This is a genomic window from Mycobacterium sp. ML4 (assembly GCF_054515735.1).
The window spans coordinates 90,249-108,325 of sequence record NZ_JBTNSY010000019.1; the positions used below are offsets into that span (position 1 = coordinate 90,249).

The window sequence follows — 18,077 nt, forward strand, 5'->3', positions numbered from 1 at the left end:
GTCACGCTCCGAACAGCCGGCGCCGTAGTGCGGCGGCGTTACCGAATATACGGATCCCCAGCACGACGATGATCGCTGTCGACAGCTGGGTGCCGACGCCGAGCTGGTCGCCCACGTAGACGATCAATGCGGCGACCAGGACGTTGAACACGAACGAGACCACGAACACCTTCGGGTCGAAGATGCGTTCCAGATACGCGCGCAGCCCGCCGAACACGGCATCCAGCGCAGCCACCACCGCGATCGGCAGATACGGCTGGATGACCTCGGGCACACTGGGGTGGAACACCAACCCCAGCACGATGCCGATGGCGAGTGCGGCGATGCCGATCATGCGTGTGCGAGTCTCCTGGTGATTCTCATTTGGCCCCAATCTCTTTGGCGAATCTGATATCGCGGATCGCCCCGGCGGCCAGGGTCAGGCTGTCGCCGGGGTTCACGCTGACGCCGACGCCGTAGGAGGCTTCCAGCAGCCTGAGCCGACGCAATCCGGGACTGCGGTCGAAGGTGTCTCGCATCGCCTTCGGCGGCCCGATTGCCACGATGGAGTATGGGCTGGTGGTCGGGTTGTTGTCGACCAGGATCGCTCCCCCGGCCTGGCGGATGGTGACGTTGGGCCCGATCCGGGCGCCGTCGATCGAGACGGCCTCGGCGCCGCTGGCCCACAGCGAGTTCACGACCAGTTGCAGATCACGGTCGAGGATGATCTGCCGGCTGCCGCTGACCCGCTGCTTGGACGCGTCAGAGAGGTTGGGGCCGGCGCCGGGGTCGGTCACGGTGACCGTCAGGCCCGGCCCGGTTACCGGCGTGCTGGCGGCTGCCAGGCTGAGCGCGTCGAGGCTGTTCAGGAGTCGCTGGCCCTCGGCGTCGTCAGCCAGCGCGAGTCGCTGTACCTGATCGACCTTTGCCGAAAGGGCGCTGCGCTGCTGGGCCAACCGGGTCGCCGTAGCCTGGGTCAGCCGCACGTTGGTGGCCAGTAACTGCTGCGCGGAGCGCACTCCGGGAGCAACCGTACGAGCCTGCGCAACCGCGGCCGCGAACACAGCGGCGACCAGAGTGGCGGCCAGTGCCTGCCACACCCACCCGAAGGCGCGGTCGCGTCCGCTCTCGGGTTCGCCGCGGCGCTGACGCTCGGCCGCCGCAGCCGCATAGCCGGGATCGAGGTGTTCGGACAGCAGCGCACGCAACAGCGACGGAACGGGGATGCGTTGGGGGCGCGCGGCGTCGTGGGTACTGTAGCCCGCGTTGGGGTCGTATCCGCCGAGCAGCCGATCAGGGTCGGCCATGGTCGACCTTCGGCACCCGGCGAATCACCAGCACCATCTGGACGACGTACAGCACGAATGCCCACAGGTACATGTACAGACCCCAGATCAGGAACGCCCACCCGCAGGCCAGCACCACACGGCTCCACAGCGCGTCCCACTGTCCCAACAGCACCAGCGGAAAACCGGACATCAAGGCGAACGTCGCGGCCTTGCCCACATATGAGACCGGTAACGCCGAGAGTCCGCGGCTCCACAGCAAGGGCAGGGTCCCGGCCAACGCCGCGTCACGGGCCAGCAGGGTGAGCACAAACCACCATGGGGCGATACCGCTGATCGCCAGCACGATCGGCACGGCGATCATATAGAGCCGGTCGACGGCCGGATCCAGGAGCATCCCCAGCCGCGACTGCTGGTTGAGCAGGCGGGCGATCTTGCCGTCCGCCCAATCCGAGACCCCGCTGAACATCAGGATCGCCACCGACCAGCTGAGGGTGCGCGTGGCAAGCATCAGGTAGACGAAGAGCGGTATCAGTGCCAGGCGGACGATGCTCAGCACATTGGGCACCGTGAGCACCCGGTCCTGCACGAGCACTGGCTCCATGTGCCGTGACATTAGCGTGGCGACCGGGTGCTCCGCACGACGGGAGCGGCGCAGCAATCCCGTCGAGCGTGAAGCTGGCTTCACCGTCGGACTCGAGCGTGAAGCTGGCTTCACCGTCGGTGACGACGACTCAGCGGAACACGCCGGGCAGGCTCAGGGTGGACAGGGTGTCATCGGACAACGGGTTGTCGTTGACCATGTAGGTCCACGTCGACGTCGGTCGGGCCAGCTTCGACAGATCCAGGCCGGGTTCGTCCTCAAGTACGTTCGCGGTCTCGAAAGTCTGCTGCGCTGCCTCGATCGCGTCGGCGGCCAGTGAGGCGAACGCGTCGACCGCCATCCGGTGGAATTCGTCCAGCGGGTTCTGCCGACCCAGCGCGCGCAGGTGGATGCTCTCGCGGATGTCGGCCAGGTAGGCCAGGTGATCGGCCCAGCCGCGGTCCAGGTGATAAAGCATGATCAGCCGGCAGATCTTTTCCAGGCGTTCCTCGGAGATCTCCTCGCGCAGCTCCTTATACCGCTTGGGTGCCAGCTCCTCCAACTCGTCAAGCGCAGTTGCGGTGCGCAGCAACGTGTTTCGCCGATCTACGATGATGGCTCGTTGCTGAGCGATCAGCTGGTTGTAGCGCCAGGTGTTCGCGTGCACATCGAGCAGCTGCCCCTCGGCGACCCGCTGCGCGTGGTCGAGCAGGCTGTTTGTCTTGGGGCTGAGGATGCGGCCGTCCTCATCGGTTTCGGTGGGCAGCTTGTTGGTGTCGAGATTGGCGGTCACCACGTCGTCCTCCCAGCTGGAGAAGAACACCGACGATCCGGGATCTCCCTGACGTCCGGCGCGGCCACGCAGCTGATTGTCCAGCCGCTCGGTGTGATGCCGGCCGGTGCCCACCACGTGCAGTCCGCCTAGTTCGGCGACACGGTCGTGGTCGGACTCGTCGGATCCGCCGAGGCGGATGTCGGTGCCGCGTCCGGCCATCTGGGTCGAGACGGTGACCGAGCCGTAGGTGCCGGCCTCGGCGATCACCTGGGCCTCTTCGGCGTCGTTCTTCGCGTTCAGCAGCACAGCGGGCACACCGCGCCGGGTCAGTCGCTCGTAGAGGTCCTCAGACTCGGCGACGTCACGGGTCCCGACCAGCACCGGCTGCCCGGTCTCGTGCACCTGCGCGATGTGCTCAACGATCGCGTCGTTCTTGGCGGCGGCGGTGATATAGACCCGGTCGGACTCGTCCTCGCGGATGTTGGGCGTGTTCGGCGGTATCGGCGAGACCCCCAGCTTGTAGAACTGGCGTAGCTGTTCACCGGCGGCCAGCGCGGTGCCGGTCATGCCGCACACGGTGGTGTACCGATTGATCAGCGCCTGCACCGTGATGGTGTCGAGTACCTCGCCGGTCTCGGTGGTCTCGATCCCCTCCTTGGCTTCCACGGCGGCCTGCAAACCGTCCGGCCAGCGCTGAAGCTGGGCGATGCGGCCGCGGGAGGCATTGATCAGGTGTACCGCGTCATCCCGCACGATGTAGTGGACGTCGCGCTGTAGCAGCACATGGGCGTGCAGTGCGACGTTGACCTCGGTGAGGGTGGTGCCGACGTGCTCTTCGGAGTACAGGTCGATCCCGCCGAGCGCCTTTTCGAGTTTGCGGGCGCCGAGTTCGGTCAGGTGGACGTTGCGGCTGTCGGCATCGGTGGCGAAGTACTGGTCGGCATTCTTGTGGTTGACGAGCTGGCCGACCAGTTTGATGATCTCCAGCCGCGGCGTTTCCCGGTGCGTGGTGCCGGCCAGAACCAGGGGCACCAGCGCCTCGTCGACGAGCACCGAGTCGGCCTCGTCGATCAGCGCGACATCGGGGTTGGGCGACACCAGGTCCTCGACGTCGGTGACCAGCTGGTCGCGCAGCACGTCGAAGCCGATTTCGTTGACCGAGGCGTAGGTGACGTCGCAGTCGTAGGCCGCCCTGCGATCGGCGCTCGTCGACTCGGCGGTGATCCAGCCGACCGTCAATCCCATCGCTTCGATCAGCGGCCCCATCCATTCCGCGTCGCGGCGGGCCAGGTAGTCGTTGATCGTCACCACGTGCACGTGCCGCCCGGCCAGCGCGTAGCCCGCGGCGGCGATCGCCCCGGCGAGCGTCTTGCCTTCGCCGGTCGCCATTTCGATCACGTCACCGGCCAGCATCCGCAGCGCGCCGAGCAACTGCACGTCGAACGGACGCAGCCCCGTGGTCCGCTCGGCTGCCTCGCGTGCGATGGCAAGGAACTGCGGAATGTCGGCGGAGTCCGCCAGGTCATCCAGGTCGAGCAACCCGGCCGCCTTGCGCAGCTTCTCGTCACTGAGGTCGGCGGCTTCCTTGTCGTACTCCTCCGAATCGGTCACCACGGCCATGGAGCGGCTGCGATCTTTTTCCGTGGTGGCACCGAGCAGGCGCCAGAAGCGGCTGCTCAGCCGTCCGGGTTGGGAGCGGGTGGTCTTCGGCACAGACCAACGTTACGCGAACTGCGGCAGGCGTCGGTCAGGCCAGGTTCGAACGGCGCGGGTAAGCGATGTTGGGGTCGGTGAGGACGTTGACCACTGCAGGCAGCCCGCTGGCGAAGGCGCGTTCAAGTGCCGGCCGCAGCTCGGCCGGTGCCGACACCAACTCGCCATGGCCGCCCAGTGCGCGTGCCACTTCGTCGTAGCGGGTGCCCGGACGCAACTCGGCCACCACCGAGTAGCCGTACAACGCCTCCATCGGGTGTTTCTCCAAAGCCCAGATGCCGTTGTTGCCGACCACCGACACCACCGGCACGTTGTGCCGGACCAAGGTGTCCCACTCCATCCCGCTGAACCCGAATGCACCGTCGCCCTGCAGCAGCACGACCTGGCGCTGCGGGTGCGCCAGCTTGGCCGCCAGGGCATATCCGGGCCCGGAACCCAGGCAGCCGAAGGGACCGCTGTCCAACCAGCACCCCGGTTGATAGCTGTCGATCACCCGGCCGGCATACGACCCGAAGTCACCGGCGTCGATGACGACGATGGCGTCGCGGTCCAGAAGCGGTGCCAGCTCCGCGTACACCCGCATGGGATGCAGCGGGATGCGGTCATCGGCAAGTTCGGCCCGCTCGAGATCTCGGGCCGCGGTCTCCGCCGTCCGCAGCCCGTCGGTCCAGTCCTGATGTTCGGTGATGGCCGATCCCGCCAGCGCGGACAGGATCTCGGTCAATCCGCCGTAGAGCTCGGCGGCCACCGGACGCGGGTGGGCCCGCTCCGGGCGGGCCCGGTCTACCACGATGAGCTGCGTATCGGCACCGAACACCCCGCCGAAGCCGAGCCGGAAATCCATCGGCACGCCGACGATCAGTGCCACATCGGCTCCTCCCAGCGCCTTCGAGCGTGCGCGCGAGAACGCCAGCGGATGGTCGGCGGGCACCACGCCGCGGGCCATCCCGTTCATCAGCACCGGGATCCGCAACTGCTCGGCCAGGCGCAGTAATGCGCTCTCGCCGTGTCCCCACCAGACATTGGTGCCGGCCATGATGACCGGCCGCTGAGCCCGCGAGAGCAGCTCCAGCGCCCGGTCCAACGCATCGGCGTCGACCGCGGGCGGTGCAGGCAGCTCGTTCAGTGCGCCGGGACGCCCGTCGTCCTCGGACATGGAAAAGACGTGATCCATCGGAAAATCGACGAATCCGACACCCGAGGGGGCGCCGACCGCAGCCCTCAGCGCCTGGTCGAGGAGCGGGCCGGCGTCCTGCGCCGATTGGGCGGTGGCCGCGAATCGCGTCAACGGCGCCACGAACGGTACGTGGTCGATCTCCTGCAGCGAGCCCATCCCCCAGCGCAACGCCGGGGCGCGGCCGCCCAGCACCACCAGCGGCGACTGGTTCTGTTGTGCGGCCGCCATCGCGCTCATGCCGTTGGTGATGCCCGGCCCGGCGGTCAGCGCGGCCACACCGGGAACCCGCGTCACCTTCGACCAGCCCTCGGCGGCGAAGGTCGCCGTCTGTTCGTGGCGAGTGTCGATCAGCCGAATCCCTTCATCGCGGCATCCGTCGTAGATGGAGAACAAGTGGCCGCCCGACAGGGTGAAGAGCGTGTCGATGCCGCTGGCCTTGAGGCGGCGGGCGATCAGTCGGCCGGCGTGCACGGTTCGGGCAGGGGCGGCTTCGGTGGTCATGTTCGCAGCCTATCCACCCGCTTCGGGTACCTTCGCCGGAGGATTTTCTGTAGCTCAGCCGCTCAGAACACCTCGACCGTGAGGAGACCACGACCATGGGCCCACAACCGTTTGTGCCATCAAGGGACTGGTCGCTCGAGCTTCCGAATTCGCTGCGCTGGTTGGCGATCGCCTGGGTGATCAGCGCGGTGTGTCTGGTGCTCGCGCTCGTGCTGCTGAGGTACCTCACCCCCTGGGGCCGGCAGTTCTGGCGGATCACCCACGGGTACTTCACCGGACGCGAGAGCGTCCGGGCGTGGTTGATGCTGGGCGTGTTGCTGATGTCGGTGCTGATGGCGGTGCGCCTGGACGTGCTGTTCAGCTACTTCAGCAACGACATGTACAGCGCGGTGCAGACCGCCGTCGAGGGCATGACGGCGCGCGACGCCGTCGTCAAAAGTTCTGGCGTGCACGGGTTTTACGTGTCGATGGGCATCTTCAGCCTGCTGGCGGTGATTTTCATCGCCCGGTACCTCGTCGACATCTATCTGACGCAGCGATTCCTCATCTCATGGCGTGTGTGGCTGACCGGTCACCTGACCGACGATTGGCTGGATGGCAGGGCCTACTACCGAGATCTTTTCATCGACCACACCATCGACAACCCGGACCAACGGATCCAGCAGGACATCGACATCTTCACTGCGGCCAACACGATGGGTACCCCGAACGTCCCCGCCAACGGGACCACTCAGACGTTGCTGTTCGGCGCTGTCAACGCGGTTGCCTCGGTGGTCTCCTTCGCCGCGATTTTGTGGAACCTTTCCGGCCCGTTCGATCTGTTCGGGATCGTCATTCCGCGCGCAATGTTCTGGGCCGTAGTGGTTTTCGTGCTGATCGCGTCGGTGGTCGCGTTTCGGTTGGGTCGTCCGCTGATCGGTCTGAGCTTCAACAACGAAAAACTCAACGCCAGGTTCCGGTACGCGCTGGTGCGACTGCGGGATGCCGCGGAAGCGGTGGGCTTCTACCGCGGTGAGCGTGCCGAACGGACCCAGCTGTGGCTGCGCTTCACCCCGATCATCGACAACTACCGCAGATTCGTTCGCCGGTCGATCATCTTCAACGGCTGGAACTGGTCGATGTCGCAGATCATCGTGCCGTTGCCGTGGCTGATCCAGGCACCACGGCTGTTCGCCGGACAGATCAAGTTCGGCGACGTCACCCAGACAGCGACCGCCTTCGGCCGGATCTCGGACTCGCTGTCGTTCTTCCGGAGTCAATACGACGCCTTCGCATATCTGCGGGCAGCCATCATCCGGTTGCACGGCCTGGTCGAAGCCAACGAGCAGGGGCGCGCACTGCCATCGGTGCTGGCGCTGTCGAGCACCGATGATTCGGTGCAGATCGAGAACGTAGAAGTGCGCAAGCCCGACGGCAACCGGCTGATCGATCCGCTGGACGTGCGGCTGGAATCGGGCGACTCGCTGGTCATCACGGGTCGCTCCGGTTCGGGCAAGACCACCCTGCTGCGCAGCCTTGCCGAACTGTGGCCGTTTGCCACCGGAACCCTGCACCGTCCCGGTGGCGACAACGAAACCATGTTCCTGTCCCAACTGCCCTACGTGCCGCTGGGTGATCTGCGCTCGGTGGTGTGTTATCCGCTGTCGGCGGAGGATGTTCCGGACGCCGAACTGCTTGAGGTATTGACGAAAGTCGCTCTGGCGCCGCTGATCACGCGCCTCGACGAGATCCGGGACTGGGCCAAGGTGCTCTCGCCCGGTGAGCAGCAGCGCGTTGCGTTTGCGCGGATCCTGCTCACCAAACCCAAAGCGGTATTCCTCGACGAGTCCACCTCGGCGCTGGACCCGGGCCTGGAGTACGCGCTCTATCAGCTGGTGCGTACCGAACTGCCGAACACCATCCTGATCAGCGTCAGTCACCGCCCCGCCGTCGAACAACACCACGAGCAACACCTCGAACTGCTCGGCGACGCGCAGTGGCGGCTGGGTCCGGTCGAGAAAAACGTCGTCGCGTCCGAACCGTCCTGAGGGCGCCTACACGCTCACGGCCTGACGGGCCGCGTGCGCTCCGGCGCTGGGTTTGACGGCGCCTACACGCTCACGGCCTGATGGGCCGCGTGCGCTCCGGCGCTGGGTTTGTCGGCGCCTACACGCTCACGGCCTGACGGGCCGCGTGCGCTCCGGCGCTGGGTTTGTCGGCGCCTACACGCTCACGGCCTGACGGGCCGCGTGCGCTCCGGCGCGGCGCCCGAAGAACGATCCTTCACCCAGTTGCGTACCGCTGGCGTAGCCTTTGCCATCCTGGGCGATGTTGGACGCGCAGGCGCCGGCGGCATACAGGCCGCGCACCACGCTGCCATCGGCCCGCTGTACTTGGCCGTCCAAAGTGACCGCGAGACCGCCGATGGTGAATCCTGAGTACATCGCCCTACCCAGCGAGAGATCGAACACCGCGAACGGCCCTTTGTCCTGCGGCGCAAGGTATTCGGGTTGCTTGCGGAACTCCGGATCCTCGCCCTTCGCCGCGAATTCGTTGTAGCGCTTCAGCGTTGCGTCCAGGTTGCCGGCGGGGATCCCCAGCGCGGTCTCGATTTCGGCGACCGTTTCATAGCCGTCGAGGAATTTGATCAACGGCATCTCGGGCATCTGCATGTGCGCTTCGTCGACGATCAGATAGGCGGTCTGCTCCGGCTGCTCCAGCACGAAGGCCGAGGTGCGCGAGTGATAGGAGTCCTCGGCGACGAAGCGCCGGCCCTCTTTGTTGACGATGACACCGGTCAGCAGGATCTCCGGTGGATACGCCGCCGCGGTGATGAACAGTTCGTCCATGTTTTTGGTGGCACCGCCGGCCGACACGCCCAGCCGGATGCCGAGTCCGTCGTCGTACGGATTGCCCAGGATGTACGGCGCCACCAACCCGTGATGTTTGGTGCGCCGCGGTTGGCCCAGTGCGGGAGTGTGTTCGGCGACCATGTCGGGGTTCATCGCGAAGCCCCCGGCAGCGATGACCACGGCCTTGGCGCGCACGGCACCGGTTTCGGAAAACCGCTTCCATCTCGCCCCCACCACGGCCCCGTCGTTGCCCACCACAAGGTTGGTGGCGCCCGTCTCATAGCGGACGTCAACACCGAGTTCGTCGGCGCGCTTGACGAGAAGGTCGATCACCATGGCGGCGCCGCCCAGCTCGCCGGGCACCGGAACGGAGTGCCCGCGGGGCGCGGGCCGGGCATGCTCGCAGAACGGCCATACCTTCTCGTTGCCGGTGTAGCTCAGTCCCTCGGTACCCGGCGGCACCACGACTTTGCCCGGGTAGAAACTGCGCTCGAATTGAAAGCCAAGTGCCTCAAGCCAATTGAAGTGCTCGACGCTGCCCTCGCAGTAGCTGCGGATCTTGTCGAGTTCGGGCTCGCGGGACACTGCGACCAGGTACTTGTACATCTCCTCGGCCGAGTCTGGATGACCCGTCGCCTGCTGGACCGCGGTGCCGCCGCCGAGGTAGAAGTGGCCGCCGGCCATCGAGGTGGTCCCCCCGGCTGCAGCACCCCGCTCCAGCACCAGAACACGGGCGCCCGCGGCGGCGGCGCTGACCGCCGCGCAGCCACCGGCGATGCCGAAGCCGATCACGAGCACGTCGACCTCGTCCGACCAGGACTCCACCGTGCCCGCGCTGACCGTCGTGGGGATGTCGGTGCTCACCGCTGCTCCTGTTTGATGTAGTCGTAGAACGCCTTGATCTCGGGCGAGAGGTACGCGATCTCCACGAACGGGACACCCGCCTGTGGCGCGCTGACATACGCGAAGTGAATTCCGCCCGGCATTACGCCCTGTTGCACCACCTCGGCGCTGTGCTGGGCCGCGTCGGCCAGTGCGGCATCAAAGGCCTCGAGCGATTCGGCCTCCATGCAGATGTGATGCAGACCGGGTCCCTGGTCGTGCAGAAATTCACTATAGATGTTCTCCCCGTGGACCGGCGCTATCAGCTCCAACTGCATATCCCCGAGATAGCTCAGGGAAATGCTCGCGACGAAGTCGGCGGGTTTGCCGCGATAGCGGCAGGTGTCGGGCGCGAAGTGCACGTCGGGTATCCGCACCCACTTGCGCGCGCCTAAAAGCCCGGTGAGAGCGGTTTCTGTGCGGTCCAGGTCGGGCGTCACCCACGCGATCTGAATGGGTGACCGAACGAGAAAGTCCATCGCTTCGCAGACTATCGCAGCTTGTACGCGGCAGAAAGCAGCCCGGGAAGACTTTGCCGACGCGACTTTCGTCAGCACCTTGCAACCAGGCTGAACATGTTCTAGTTCGCTTGGCCGAAGATGGTGATCAGCAGGCGCACCTGGGTGTCGAACACGCTCTTGGGATCGGTCACGGTGTCGGCGCCGTACTGCCCGAATACTTCCATGCTGATCGCGCCCACGACTCCGGCCCAGAGCAGGAAACACCTGGCCATCACGCGATCGTCGCCGGGAAAACCGAACTCGTGCCGGATGCGTTCGAAGTCAGACGACATCGGCTGCGGCGCAACGTCGCTGGTCAGCATGATGTCGCCGGTCGTGATCCCCGCCGCGATGGCGTCGAAGAGCTCGGCGACGACGCGGGTGCCGACCCCGACGGTGCGCTCGGGAGGTGCGTGGTAGCCGGGCACCGGGCTGCCGTAGAGCAACGCCCACTGCGCGGGATGCGCGACGGCCCACGCACGCACGGTGTGCGTGATGGTCAAGACATCGTCGCTCCACGACTCATCGGCGTCACGGGCCCGGCGCACCGCGTCGGCGAGGTCGGAATAGGCGTCGACGAGCAACAGGGTCAACAGTTCGTCTCGGTTGGCGACATACCGGTAGACGGCCGAAGAGACCATGCCGAGCTCCCGGGCGATCGCGCGCAGCGACAGCCCGGCCGCGCCGTGCTGCGCCAGGTGGCGGCGCCCGAGTTCGACGATTTTCGCCTCGATCTGTTCCCGCGACTGCTGGCGTTTGCCCACGCAGGCAAGTCTGACATGGGCGAGATCACTGCTCTTGATTTTCTGGCATGGGTGTGCGACTGTGGCTAGCGATACGAGAGCACTGCTCTCTATTCCAACTTCGGGAGGTCAAGATGCCGACGCGCTACCAGGAACCCGGTCGAGTCGCTCGCTGGGCGAACGCCGTGATCCGCTGGCTGGCCGAGTGGGGGGTCAGCATCGGTGGTACCTGCGCCCTGCGGGTGCGGGGACGGAAGAGCGGCGAGCACCGCAGCGTCGTGGTCAACCTGTTGACCGTGGACGGCGCGCAATACCTCGTCTCGCCGCGCGGGGACACGCAATGGGTCCGCAATGTCAGAGCCGCGGGTGTCGTGGAGACCGGACCGCACTGGCGGCGGCGCCGCGCCCGCGTCAACGAGGTGACCGACGACGCCAAACCCGAGATTCTGCGGCGCTACCTCGATCGGTGGTACTGGCAGGTCAAGGGCTACGTGGGCGTCCTGACGCCGGCATCGAGCAACGAGGAACTGCGCGCCGCTGCAGCAGGCATTCCGGTGTTTGCGCTGGCGGGTTAGGGATTGAAACCGGTGTCCTCGCGAACCTGTTGGCTGACGGACTGCCAGGCCACCGCCGCGGGCAGCGTCCCCCACAGGCTGTTGAAGATCCCCACGATCTGACCGGGTCCGTCGCCTGCCAGGTAGATCGGTCCGCCCGAGTCGCCCTGCTGAGTCTGCACACCGTGGCTCATGGTGAACCAGCCGTTGTTGACGCTCTCCACCGTTCCGCACGACTCTCCGGTGATGATGCCGAAATGGCAGACTGCCTGGCCAGGCGCCACCGTGCCCGAGCCGGCGCGCAACTGACGCCCCCCGGGCAACACATTGCTGACCGTCACGTTGTCCGCCAGCGCAATCGCCTCGTAGTCGGTGATCATCTGGTCGGTGGCCACCGTCGAACCCGTCGGGGTGTTGTCGCGGAACGTCGTCATGCGGCCGATGACGTTGTTGGCTTGGTCGGTGACAGTGCCGCTACCCCGGCAGTGCCCGGCCGTGTACGCCATGTGCATGCGGAAATCGACGAAACCCAGCGTGCACACCCGGTTGTCCTGGTGGATCTCCATGCCCGGGTACACGACCACGGGGTCCGCGGCGGCGATCGCCGGGGCGAGCCCCGACACCGTCGCCGCGAGCATCAGGGATGCGGTTACTGAACGCAACACCGGACGGCGCACCATCGGACTCCGATCAGTCTCGGGCCGGCACCGCGCCAGCCTCCCTATCGAGGTTACGGATTGATAACCCCGTCAAGGATTTCGTGCTCTGCGGCCGTTCCGTTACCGAGACGCCGCAAGCGGGGATGCTGCGCCGGTCCGGTCGGCCTGACGGGGCGCCCATCCCGGTGGGCCGAACACGTAGCCCAACCGGTCGCGCAGCCGGGTCGCGGACTTGACGTCGCGCGCGATCGCTACGTACTCGTGTGTCTGAAGTTTCCAGATGTTGAACGTGTCGACCTGCTTGGTCAGCCCGTAGTGCGGCCGGAACAGTTCCTTCTGGAAGCTGCCGAACATGCGGTCGAAGACGATGAAGATGCCGCCGTAGTTCTTGTCCAGGTACAGCGGATCCATGCCGTGGTGCACCCGGTGATGCGACGGGGTGTTGAAGATGAATTCGTACCACCGGGGCAGCTTGTCGATCCGCTCCGTGTGCACTCCGAACTGGTAAATCAGGTTCAGCGACCAGCTGAAGAAGATCAGCCACGGCGGCAGTCCCAGCAGCGGCAGCGGTACCCACATCAGAATCTCGCCGCTGTTGTTCCATTTCTGGCGCAACGCGGTGGCGAAGTTGAAGTATTGGCTTGAGTGATGCGCCTGATGGGTAGCCCAGATGAGCCGGATGCGGTGGGCGACGCGGTGGTAGGCGTAGTACAGCAGGTCTACGCCCACGAGCGCGACGACCCACGTGTACCACTTGGTCGCAGGGAGGTGCCACGGGGCGACGTAGGCATAAAGCGCGGCATATCCGAACAGCGCCAGGGTTTTCCAGGCGGCGGTCGTGGCTATCGACACTAATCCCATCGAGATGCTCGCCACGGAATCGCGGGTGAGATAGGCGCCAGACGACGGCCTGCCCTTCAACGGGTGCTCAGCAGCAGCGGCGTCGAGCTTCTCCAGCTTGCGGGCCGCGGTCCACTCCAGGGTCAACAGCAGAAGGAAGAAGGGAATGGCAAATAGCACCGGATCCCGCATCTGCGCGGGCAACCCCGCGAAGAAGTCCGTCACAACACTCACAGAACACACATTAATGGCAGCGCGGTCGGACGGTGCCGGCTTCTGCCACGGTAGGCACCGGTGGGAACTCTGACGCGCCCGGTCCGCAAACCGCACGTGGCGCAGCGTCTGCTCCGAGCGTCCGGCGTGCGCAACCGGATGTTCCCGCCGGCGAAGCTGGCGAGCTGGGCCGCCAACCCCCGACCGCCCTACTGCGGGCTGCCGTCCAAGCTGGTGCTGAAGAAGATCGATGTCGTCCGCGACGACCTCAACGGCCGTCCCGTCTATCAGGTGAACCCGCGTCACGTCGATTTCCGCGAACTCACCGGTCACCTGGTCTACCTGCACGGCGGCGCTTATGTGCTGGATCTGCTCCCCCATTTTCACTGGCCTGCCATCGCGCGGCTGGCAACCATGTTGAACCGCACCGTCACCGTGCCGATCTACCCCATCGCGCCCGAACACAACTACCGACAGGTGTTTCCGTTCCTGCTGCAGCTCTACCGGCGCATTCTGAATGCGCGTGAACCGGATTCCATTGCGTTCATAGGAGATTCGGCCGGTGGCGGGATGGCGTTCGCGCTCTGCCACGCGGTGCGGGACGCGGGCTTGCCGCAGCCCACGGACGCTGTGCTGCTGTCACCGTGGATGCATCTCGCGTTGCCGGACCCGGACGTGCCGGTCGTCGCCAAGATCGATCCGTTCCTCAACCTCGACGACCTGCGCGCCGCCGGCATCCGCTACGCCGGCGGCGATCCGCTCGATACTCCACTGCTGAGCCCCAGCGTGGGCCCGCTGGACGGGCTACCGCGACTGACGGTGTTCACCGGCACCCATGATGTACTCAACCCAGACGCGCGCGCCTTCCGCAGGCGTGCGGCGTCCGAAGGCCTGGACGTTGGATGGTACGAACTCGAGGGAGGCATGCACACGTGGATGCTGCTTCCCGGTCACAAGGCCAAGGCGACGTTCAGCCAGATCCGCGAGGTGCTGTCGGGGCGGCCCGGGTCCTGATCATCGGCTCCGGTTTCGCCGGGTTATGGAGCGCGCTTGGTGCTGCGCGACGCCTCGACGAGCTCGCGGTCCCGCCCGGGACGGTCGACGTCACGGTGCTCAGCGCCCAACCGTTTCACGACATTCGGGTGCGCAACTACGAAGACGACCTGAGCGAGTGCCGCATCCCGCTGGCCGAGCTACTCGACCCGGTCGGCGTTGTGCACATCACCGCGGAGGTGACTCAAATCGACTGCGACGCCCGCACTGTCACCACGTCGGCCGGAGCGACTTACGCCTATGACCGTCTGGTACTCGCGGCGGGCAGCCGGGTGAACGAACCCGACCTTCCGGGGCTGCGTGAGTTCGGTTTCGACGTCGACACCTACGACGGCGCCATGCGCCTGCGCCACCATCTGGAAGCGCTGCCCGACGGTCCGGCGGCGGCCACGGTGGTGGTGGTCGGGGCCGGGCTGACCGGGATAGAAACCGCCTGCGAGCTGCCGGGCCGGCTGCGCGAACTGGGCTTGACGCCGCGGGTGGTGTTGGTCGACCACAACCCGCAGGTCGGCTCCGACATGGGCGCTTCAGCGCGGCCGGTGATAGAGAAAGCGTTGTCGGATAACGGTGTCGAGTGTCGCACCGGGGTCGGTGTGACGGCCGTGGGCCCGGCCAGTGTGTCGCTGACCTCCGGTGAGCAACTGGAGACCGCCACCGTGGTGTGGTGCGCCGGAATGCGGGCCAATGCCCTGACCGAGCAGCTTCCCGTCGCTCGCGACCGGTTGGGGCGGGTCGCCGTCGATGACTACCTGCGGGTGATCGGTGTGCCGTCGATGTTCGCCGCCGGCGATGTAGCCGCGGCCCGGATGGACGACGAGCATCTGTCGGTCATGTCGTGCCAGCATGGTCGGCCGATGGGCCGCTACGCCGGTTACAACGTGATCAGCGATCTGTTCGGCGAACCGCTACTAGCACTTCGGATCCCGTGGTACGTCACGGTTCTCGATCTCGGACCGGCGGGTGCGGTGTACACCGAGGGCTGGGATCGCACCGTTGTGGCGCAGGGCGCGCAGGCCAAAGCCACCAAGCAGACCATCAACACGAAACGGATTTATCCGCCCCTGACCGCCAGCCGCGCGGATCTGCTGGCCGCCGCCGCGCCCGAATTACAGGCGAGGCCCTGATCAGTCGGGCGGACCCGAGGGCAGTACCGGACTGGCCGGTTCGCCGGCATACCAGTGCACCGCGTTCACGCCGGGCTGCAGTGTCAATTCGGCGACCAGCCGTTCCAGCTTTGCCGACGAATTCGCGCCCGACAGCACATGCGCGGTCAACGCGACGTTGTCCCCGGCTTGTCCGCTGTGGATGCCGCGCAAAATGACGTCGTTGCTGCGGGTGTGCTGCACGATCTGGGCGCGTGCGTACTTCGCTGACTTCGGGCGACACACCACCTGAACCTGATAGGGCTCGAGTCCTTCATCCTCGTCGTCAGGGTTGTCGTGATCGATGAACCGGCCCAGCGGGCGCCCCAGCAGATGGATGGTCACGACGGTGGCGGTGGCGATCAGCGCGAAGACGAGATGGCCCGACGCGGCCAACACGCCCACCGCCGCAGAGCACCACAGCGTGGCGGCGGTGTTGAGGCCGCGAACATTGGCTCCCTGGCGCAGAATGACTCCGCCGCCCAGAAACCCGATGCCGGACACCACATAGGAGGCCACCCGGGTGGGGCTGCTGTCCTCGGTGGCGGCGGCGTAGAGCACGAACAGCGTGGCACCTGTGGCCACGAGCGCGTTGGTGCGCAGGCCCGCCATACGCGCCCGCCACTGCCGCTCTAATCCGATCAACGCCCCACAGCCCACCCCGACGGCAAGGCGGAGCGCGAAATCCACGGTCGTCAGCGTGTGCATCGCAGCCTCCTTTCACGGTTGCCCGGCGGCGACGGCAGCTAAGCACGTTCCGGTTAACAGCAGGTGGAGTCAACACGAAATAGTGTGTTCGGCTCGATGTTCCGAACAGCCAAAACCGTTTGTGGCCAACAGTTCTGCAGCGTCTCAGGCATGGGCGAGGTGGTGCGGACAGAAATACTTCGAGGAGATCACGGCGAACTGGGCCGCCGCGTCCATGTCCAACCCGGGATTGTGCGTCTTCACGTCTTGAACCAGCTCTAGACCTGATTCGCCGTGGTCCAGACAGGTGCATACCGCGTTGGCCGATCCGACGGCCTGACTCGGGTTGCCGTAGCTGATGCCGGCCTGCCGCAGCGCCGCGAGGAAGCCCGCCTCATCCACGCCGCCACCTTCTTGGGGGTCGGCATAGGCCGGCGCGGCCAGCCCGATCATGGTGCAAACGCCGATCAGCGCGACCATCTTCTTCATCATCGTCACTCTTCCTGTTCAAAACGCGGTATACGCCGTTGTGCCCCGGAGCGGGAGCCGCTAACCGAGTTGGGCATCTGAGGGCACCACTTTCGGCTTGCCACCCTTGGACAGGTGCACCGCATGGATGCCGGGCTTCTTCGAGAGCTGCTCGAGCAGGCCGTCCAGTCCCTCTTCATCGACCCTGTGGTGTTGGACGCTTTCGGGCTTCTCCGATATCTGCGCGACCAGCCGCTTGAGCTTCTCCGGCGAGGTGGCGTCCTTGAGGTCCTTGAGGGGGGTCATCCGGCCGCGGACGCCGCTGCCGGCGAAAGTGTCCGGGGCTCCCGCGCCCATCGCGCTTCCGAGCATGCCCGCCAGGCCCATCGAGCTGAAGAGCCCTCCTTCGCCGAGGGCAGCAGCGGGTACGGCATCCGGGCCGGCAGCAGACAACGCGGCCGCGACGGTCCGGATGGTCGGGGTAGCCGAAGCCCAGCTGGGCGGCACCGACAAGTGCCCCACCAGGGTGCCCCGCCCCAACTCCGCCGCCACCGGGTTCACACTGCTGGTCAGCCAGCCCCGACCCCAGTGCGGTCCGCCAAGGCCCAGGCCGCCCCCCAGGGCGTCTTTCGGCAATTCGAGGAGCGCGCCGGGCTTGGAGGCGAATTTGAGGAATTGTGACGCGGGGAAGTTGACTATCAGTCCGATGTCGTTGAAGCCCGTGGTGAACGCCAACGGGGACCTGATCGCATTGAACCAGGCGATGTACGTCGCCGCACCCGTCGGCCCGAAAAGGCTGTTGATCAGGCCGGTGACGGTCTGTGTGTAGTCCGTGCTGAGGCTGGCGCCCAGTTGCAGCAACCACGACACCGGCCCACTTCCCAGGATTGACTGGACGTCGGTGGCTGCCGCGGACGCGACGCTCTGGCCCGTCGCGGCGGCCTGGCCGGCCAGTCCCGCGCCGTTGGTGATCTGTGGTGGCTCGCTGAACGGCGTGATCTGCGTGGCCGCTGCCGACGAACCGGCATAGGTGTCCATGGCCACCGCGTCCTGGGTCCACATTTCACCGTACTGAGCCTCGGTGGCGGCGATCGCCGGGGTGTTCTGGCCGAAGATGTTGGTCGCCACCAGCGCGGCGAGTTGGGCGCGGTTGGCTGCGATCTCGACCGGCGGAACGTGCCCGGCGAACGCCGTCTCATAGGCGCTGGCCGCGGCCATGGCCTGGGTGGCGGCTTGGGCCGCCTGTGCAGCCGTGGCGTTCATCCAGCTCCAGTACGGTGTGGCCGCGGCGGCCATCGCCATTGACGACGGGCCCACCCACGGCCCGTTGGTCAACGCCGCGATCACCGACTCGTACGCGGCGGCGGTTGCCTGCAACTCCGCGGCCAGGCCGTTCCAGGCCGCCGCGGCGGCAAGCAACGGACCGGCTCCGGCACCCATATACATCCGTCCTGAGTTGATCTCCGGCGGAAACGCTGCGTAGAACATGAC

At 66.3% G+C, this 18,077-nt stretch carries 17 protein-coding genes; 4 read left to right on the forward strand and 13 right to left on the reverse strand.

Going from position 1 to position 18,077, the window contains the following annotated elements; translation table 11 throughout:
• Nucleotide 1: 1 nt before the first annotated feature.
• The 5 genes from ACX9NE_RS21160 to ACX9NE_RS21180 form a co-directional block, all read right to left on the reverse strand.
• Nucleotides 2-334 (reverse strand): small basic family protein, encoded by a 333-nt coding sequence (locus ACX9NE_RS21160; RefSeq protein WP_083111365.1) that lies wholly within the window; start codon nucleotides 332-334, stop codon nucleotides 2-4.
• A gap of 25 nt (nucleotides 335-359) precedes the next feature.
• Nucleotides 360-1,286 carry a DUF881 domain-containing protein gene (locus tag ACX9NE_RS21165; RefSeq protein WP_459364116.1) on the reverse strand — a complete coding sequence of 309 codons (927 nt, stop codon included), beginning with the start codon at nucleotides 1,284-1,286 and terminating at the stop codon, nucleotides 360-362.
• A complete protein-coding gene (locus ACX9NE_RS21170) occupies nucleotides 1,273-1,869 on the reverse strand; it encodes a CDP-alcohol phosphatidyltransferase family protein (protein WP_459364117.1) in 597 nt (198 codons plus the stop codon). Before ACX9NE_RS21170 ends, ACX9NE_RS21165 begins: the two co-directional genes overlap by 14 nt.
• 130 nt (nucleotides 1,870-1,999) lie before the next feature.
• On the reverse strand, nucleotides 2,000-4,336 hold the full coding sequence (gene secA2, locus ACX9NE_RS21175) for an accessory Sec system translocase SecA2 (protein ID WP_459364118.1): 2,337 nt from the start codon (nucleotides 4,334-4,336) through the stop codon (nucleotides 2,000-2,002).
• Nucleotides 4,337-4,370: 34 nt separating this feature from the next.
• A complete protein-coding gene (locus tag ACX9NE_RS21180) occupies nucleotides 4,371-6,014 on the reverse strand; it encodes an acetolactate synthase (RefSeq protein WP_459364119.1) in 1,644 nt (547 codons plus the stop codon).
• 95 nt (nucleotides 6,015-6,109) lie between these two features.
• On the opposite strand from ACX9NE_RS21180, the gene ACX9NE_RS21185 reads away from it, so the two are divergent.
• Nucleotides 6,110-8,041, forward strand: coding sequence for an ABC transporter ATP-binding protein/permease (locus tag ACX9NE_RS21185; RefSeq protein WP_459364120.1), 1,932 nt, complete (start codon nucleotides 6,110-6,112; stop codon nucleotides 8,039-8,041).
• Nucleotides 8,042-8,215: 174 nt separating this feature from the next.
• Here ACX9NE_RS21185 and ACX9NE_RS21190 read toward each other — a convergent pair whose 3' ends face one another.
• The 3 genes from ACX9NE_RS21190 to ACX9NE_RS21200 all read right to left on the reverse strand — a co-directional run bounded on the left by ACX9NE_RS21190 (nucleotide 8,216) and on the right by ACX9NE_RS21200 (nucleotide 10,991).
• Nucleotides 8,216-9,709 carry an FAD-binding protein gene (locus ACX9NE_RS21190; protein ID WP_459370756.1) on the reverse strand — a complete coding sequence of 498 codons (1,494 nt, stop codon included), beginning with the start codon at nucleotides 9,707-9,709 and terminating at the stop codon, nucleotides 8,216-8,218.
• Nucleotides 9,706-10,206 carry a VOC family protein gene (locus ACX9NE_RS21195; RefSeq protein WP_459364581.1) on the reverse strand — a complete coding sequence of 167 codons (501 nt, stop codon included), beginning with the start codon at nucleotides 10,204-10,206 and terminating at the stop codon, nucleotides 9,706-9,708. Before ACX9NE_RS21195 ends, ACX9NE_RS21190 begins: the two co-directional genes overlap by 4 nt.
• Nucleotides 10,207-10,307: 101 nt before the next feature.
• Nucleotides 10,308-10,991 (reverse strand): TetR/AcrR family transcriptional regulator, encoded by a 684-nt coding sequence (locus tag ACX9NE_RS21200; RefSeq protein WP_459364582.1) that lies wholly within the window; start codon nucleotides 10,989-10,991, stop codon nucleotides 10,308-10,310.
• 113 nt (nucleotides 10,992-11,104) lie between these two features.
• On the opposite strand from ACX9NE_RS21200, the gene ACX9NE_RS21205 reads away from it, so the two are divergent.
• Nucleotides 11,105-11,545 (forward strand): nitroreductase/quinone reductase family protein, encoded by a 441-nt coding sequence (locus ACX9NE_RS21205; RefSeq protein ID WP_459364583.1) that lies wholly within the window; start codon nucleotides 11,105-11,107, stop codon nucleotides 11,543-11,545.
• Here ACX9NE_RS21205 and ACX9NE_RS21210 read toward each other — a convergent pair.
• Nucleotides 11,542-12,204, reverse strand: coding sequence for an Rv1815 family serine proteinase (locus ACX9NE_RS21210; protein ID WP_459364584.1), 663 nt, complete (start codon nucleotides 12,202-12,204; stop codon nucleotides 11,542-11,544). The genes ACX9NE_RS21205 and ACX9NE_RS21210 overlap by 4 nt on opposite strands.
• Before the next feature lie 99 nt (nucleotides 12,205-12,303).
• Nucleotides 12,304-13,215 carry a sterol desaturase family protein gene (locus ACX9NE_RS21215; protein ID WP_459364616.1) on the reverse strand — a complete coding sequence of 304 codons (912 nt, stop codon included), beginning with the start codon at nucleotides 13,213-13,215 and terminating at the stop codon, nucleotides 12,304-12,306.
• A 102-nt stretch (nucleotides 13,216-13,317) separates the two neighbouring features.
• Between ACX9NE_RS21215 and ACX9NE_RS21220 the strand changes: the two genes are divergently transcribed.
• Nucleotides 13,318-14,250, forward strand: coding sequence for an alpha/beta hydrolase fold domain-containing protein (locus tag ACX9NE_RS21220; protein ID WP_459364585.1), 933 nt, complete (start codon nucleotides 13,318-13,320; stop codon nucleotides 14,248-14,250).
• Complete coding sequence (locus tag ACX9NE_RS21225; RefSeq protein ID WP_459364617.1) at nucleotides 14,247-15,413, forward strand: NAD(P)/FAD-dependent oxidoreductase; 1,167 nt, start codon at nucleotides 14,247-14,249, stop codon at nucleotides 15,411-15,413. The genes ACX9NE_RS21220 and ACX9NE_RS21225 overlap by 4 nt, the downstream gene beginning before the upstream one ends.
• Here ACX9NE_RS21225 and ACX9NE_RS21230 read toward each other — a convergent pair whose 3' ends face one another.
• The 3 genes from ACX9NE_RS21230 to ACX9NE_RS21240 all read right to left on the reverse strand — a co-directional run bounded on the left by ACX9NE_RS21230 (nucleotide 15,414) and on the right by ACX9NE_RS21240 (nucleotide 18,074).
• Nucleotides 15,414-16,139, reverse strand: coding sequence for an MgtC/SapB family protein (locus ACX9NE_RS21230; protein ID WP_459364586.1), 726 nt, complete (start codon nucleotides 16,137-16,139; stop codon nucleotides 15,414-15,416).
• A gap of 144 nt (nucleotides 16,140-16,283) precedes the next feature.
• Nucleotides 16,284-16,607 (reverse strand): DUF732 domain-containing protein, encoded by a 324-nt coding sequence (locus tag ACX9NE_RS21235; protein WP_459364587.1) that lies wholly within the window; start codon nucleotides 16,605-16,607, stop codon nucleotides 16,284-16,286.
• Between the two features lie 60 nt (nucleotides 16,608-16,667).
• Nucleotides 16,668-18,074 carry a PPE family protein gene (locus ACX9NE_RS21240; RefSeq protein WP_459364588.1) on the reverse strand — a complete coding sequence of 469 codons (1,407 nt, stop codon included), beginning with the start codon at nucleotides 18,072-18,074 and terminating at the stop codon, nucleotides 16,668-16,670.
• Nucleotides 18,075-18,077 lie beyond the last annotated feature (3 nt).

What these genes read in the sequence shown, in the direction of transcription:
- ACX9NE_RS21160 (WP_083111365.1), bottom strand. Translation starts at nt 334, where the DNA reads ATGATCGGCATCGCCGCACTCGCCATCGGCATCGTGCTGGGGTTGGTG.
- ACX9NE_RS21165 (WP_459364116.1), bottom strand. Translation starts at nt 1,286, where the DNA reads ATGGCCGACCCTGATCGGCTGCTCGGCGGATACGACCCCAACGCGGGC.
- ACX9NE_RS21170 (WP_459364117.1), bottom strand. Translation starts at nt 1,869, where the DNA reads ATGGAGCCAGTGCTCGTGCAGGACCGGGTGCTCACGGTGCCCAATGTG.
- ACX9NE_RS21180 (WP_459364119.1), bottom strand. Translation starts at nt 6,014, where the DNA reads ATGACCACCGAAGCCGCCCCTGCCCGAACCGTGCACGCCGGCCGACTG.
- ACX9NE_RS21185 (WP_459364120.1), top strand. Translation starts at nt 6,110, where the DNA reads ATGGGCCCACAACCGTTTGTGCCATCAAGGGACTGGTCGCTCGAGCTT.
- ACX9NE_RS21195 (WP_459364581.1), bottom strand. Translation starts at nt 10,206, where the DNA reads ATGGACTTTCTCGTTCGGTCACCCATTCAGATCGCGTGGGTGACGCCC.
- ACX9NE_RS21205 (WP_459364583.1), top strand. Translation starts at nt 11,105, where the DNA reads ATGCCGACGCGCTACCAGGAACCCGGTCGAGTCGCTCGCTGGGCGAAC.
- ACX9NE_RS21210 (WP_459364584.1), bottom strand. Translation starts at nt 12,204, where the DNA reads ATGGTGCGCCGTCCGGTGTTGCGTTCAGTAACCGCATCCCTGATGCTC.
- ACX9NE_RS21215 (WP_459364616.1), bottom strand. Translation starts at nt 13,215, where the DNA reads ATGCGGGATCCGGTGCTATTTGCCATTCCCTTCTTCCTTCTGCTGTTG.
- ACX9NE_RS21230 (WP_459364586.1), bottom strand. Translation starts at nt 16,139, where the DNA reads ATGCACACGCTGACGACCGTGGATTTCGCGCTCCGCCTTGCCGTCGGG.
- ACX9NE_RS21235 (WP_459364587.1), bottom strand. Translation starts at nt 16,607, where the DNA reads ATGAAGAAGATGGTCGCGCTGATCGGCGTTTGCACCATGATCGGGCTG.
- ACX9NE_RS21240 (WP_459364588.1), bottom strand. Translation starts at nt 18,074, where the DNA reads ATGTTCTACGCAGCGTTTCCGCCGGAGATCAACTCAGGACGGATGTAT.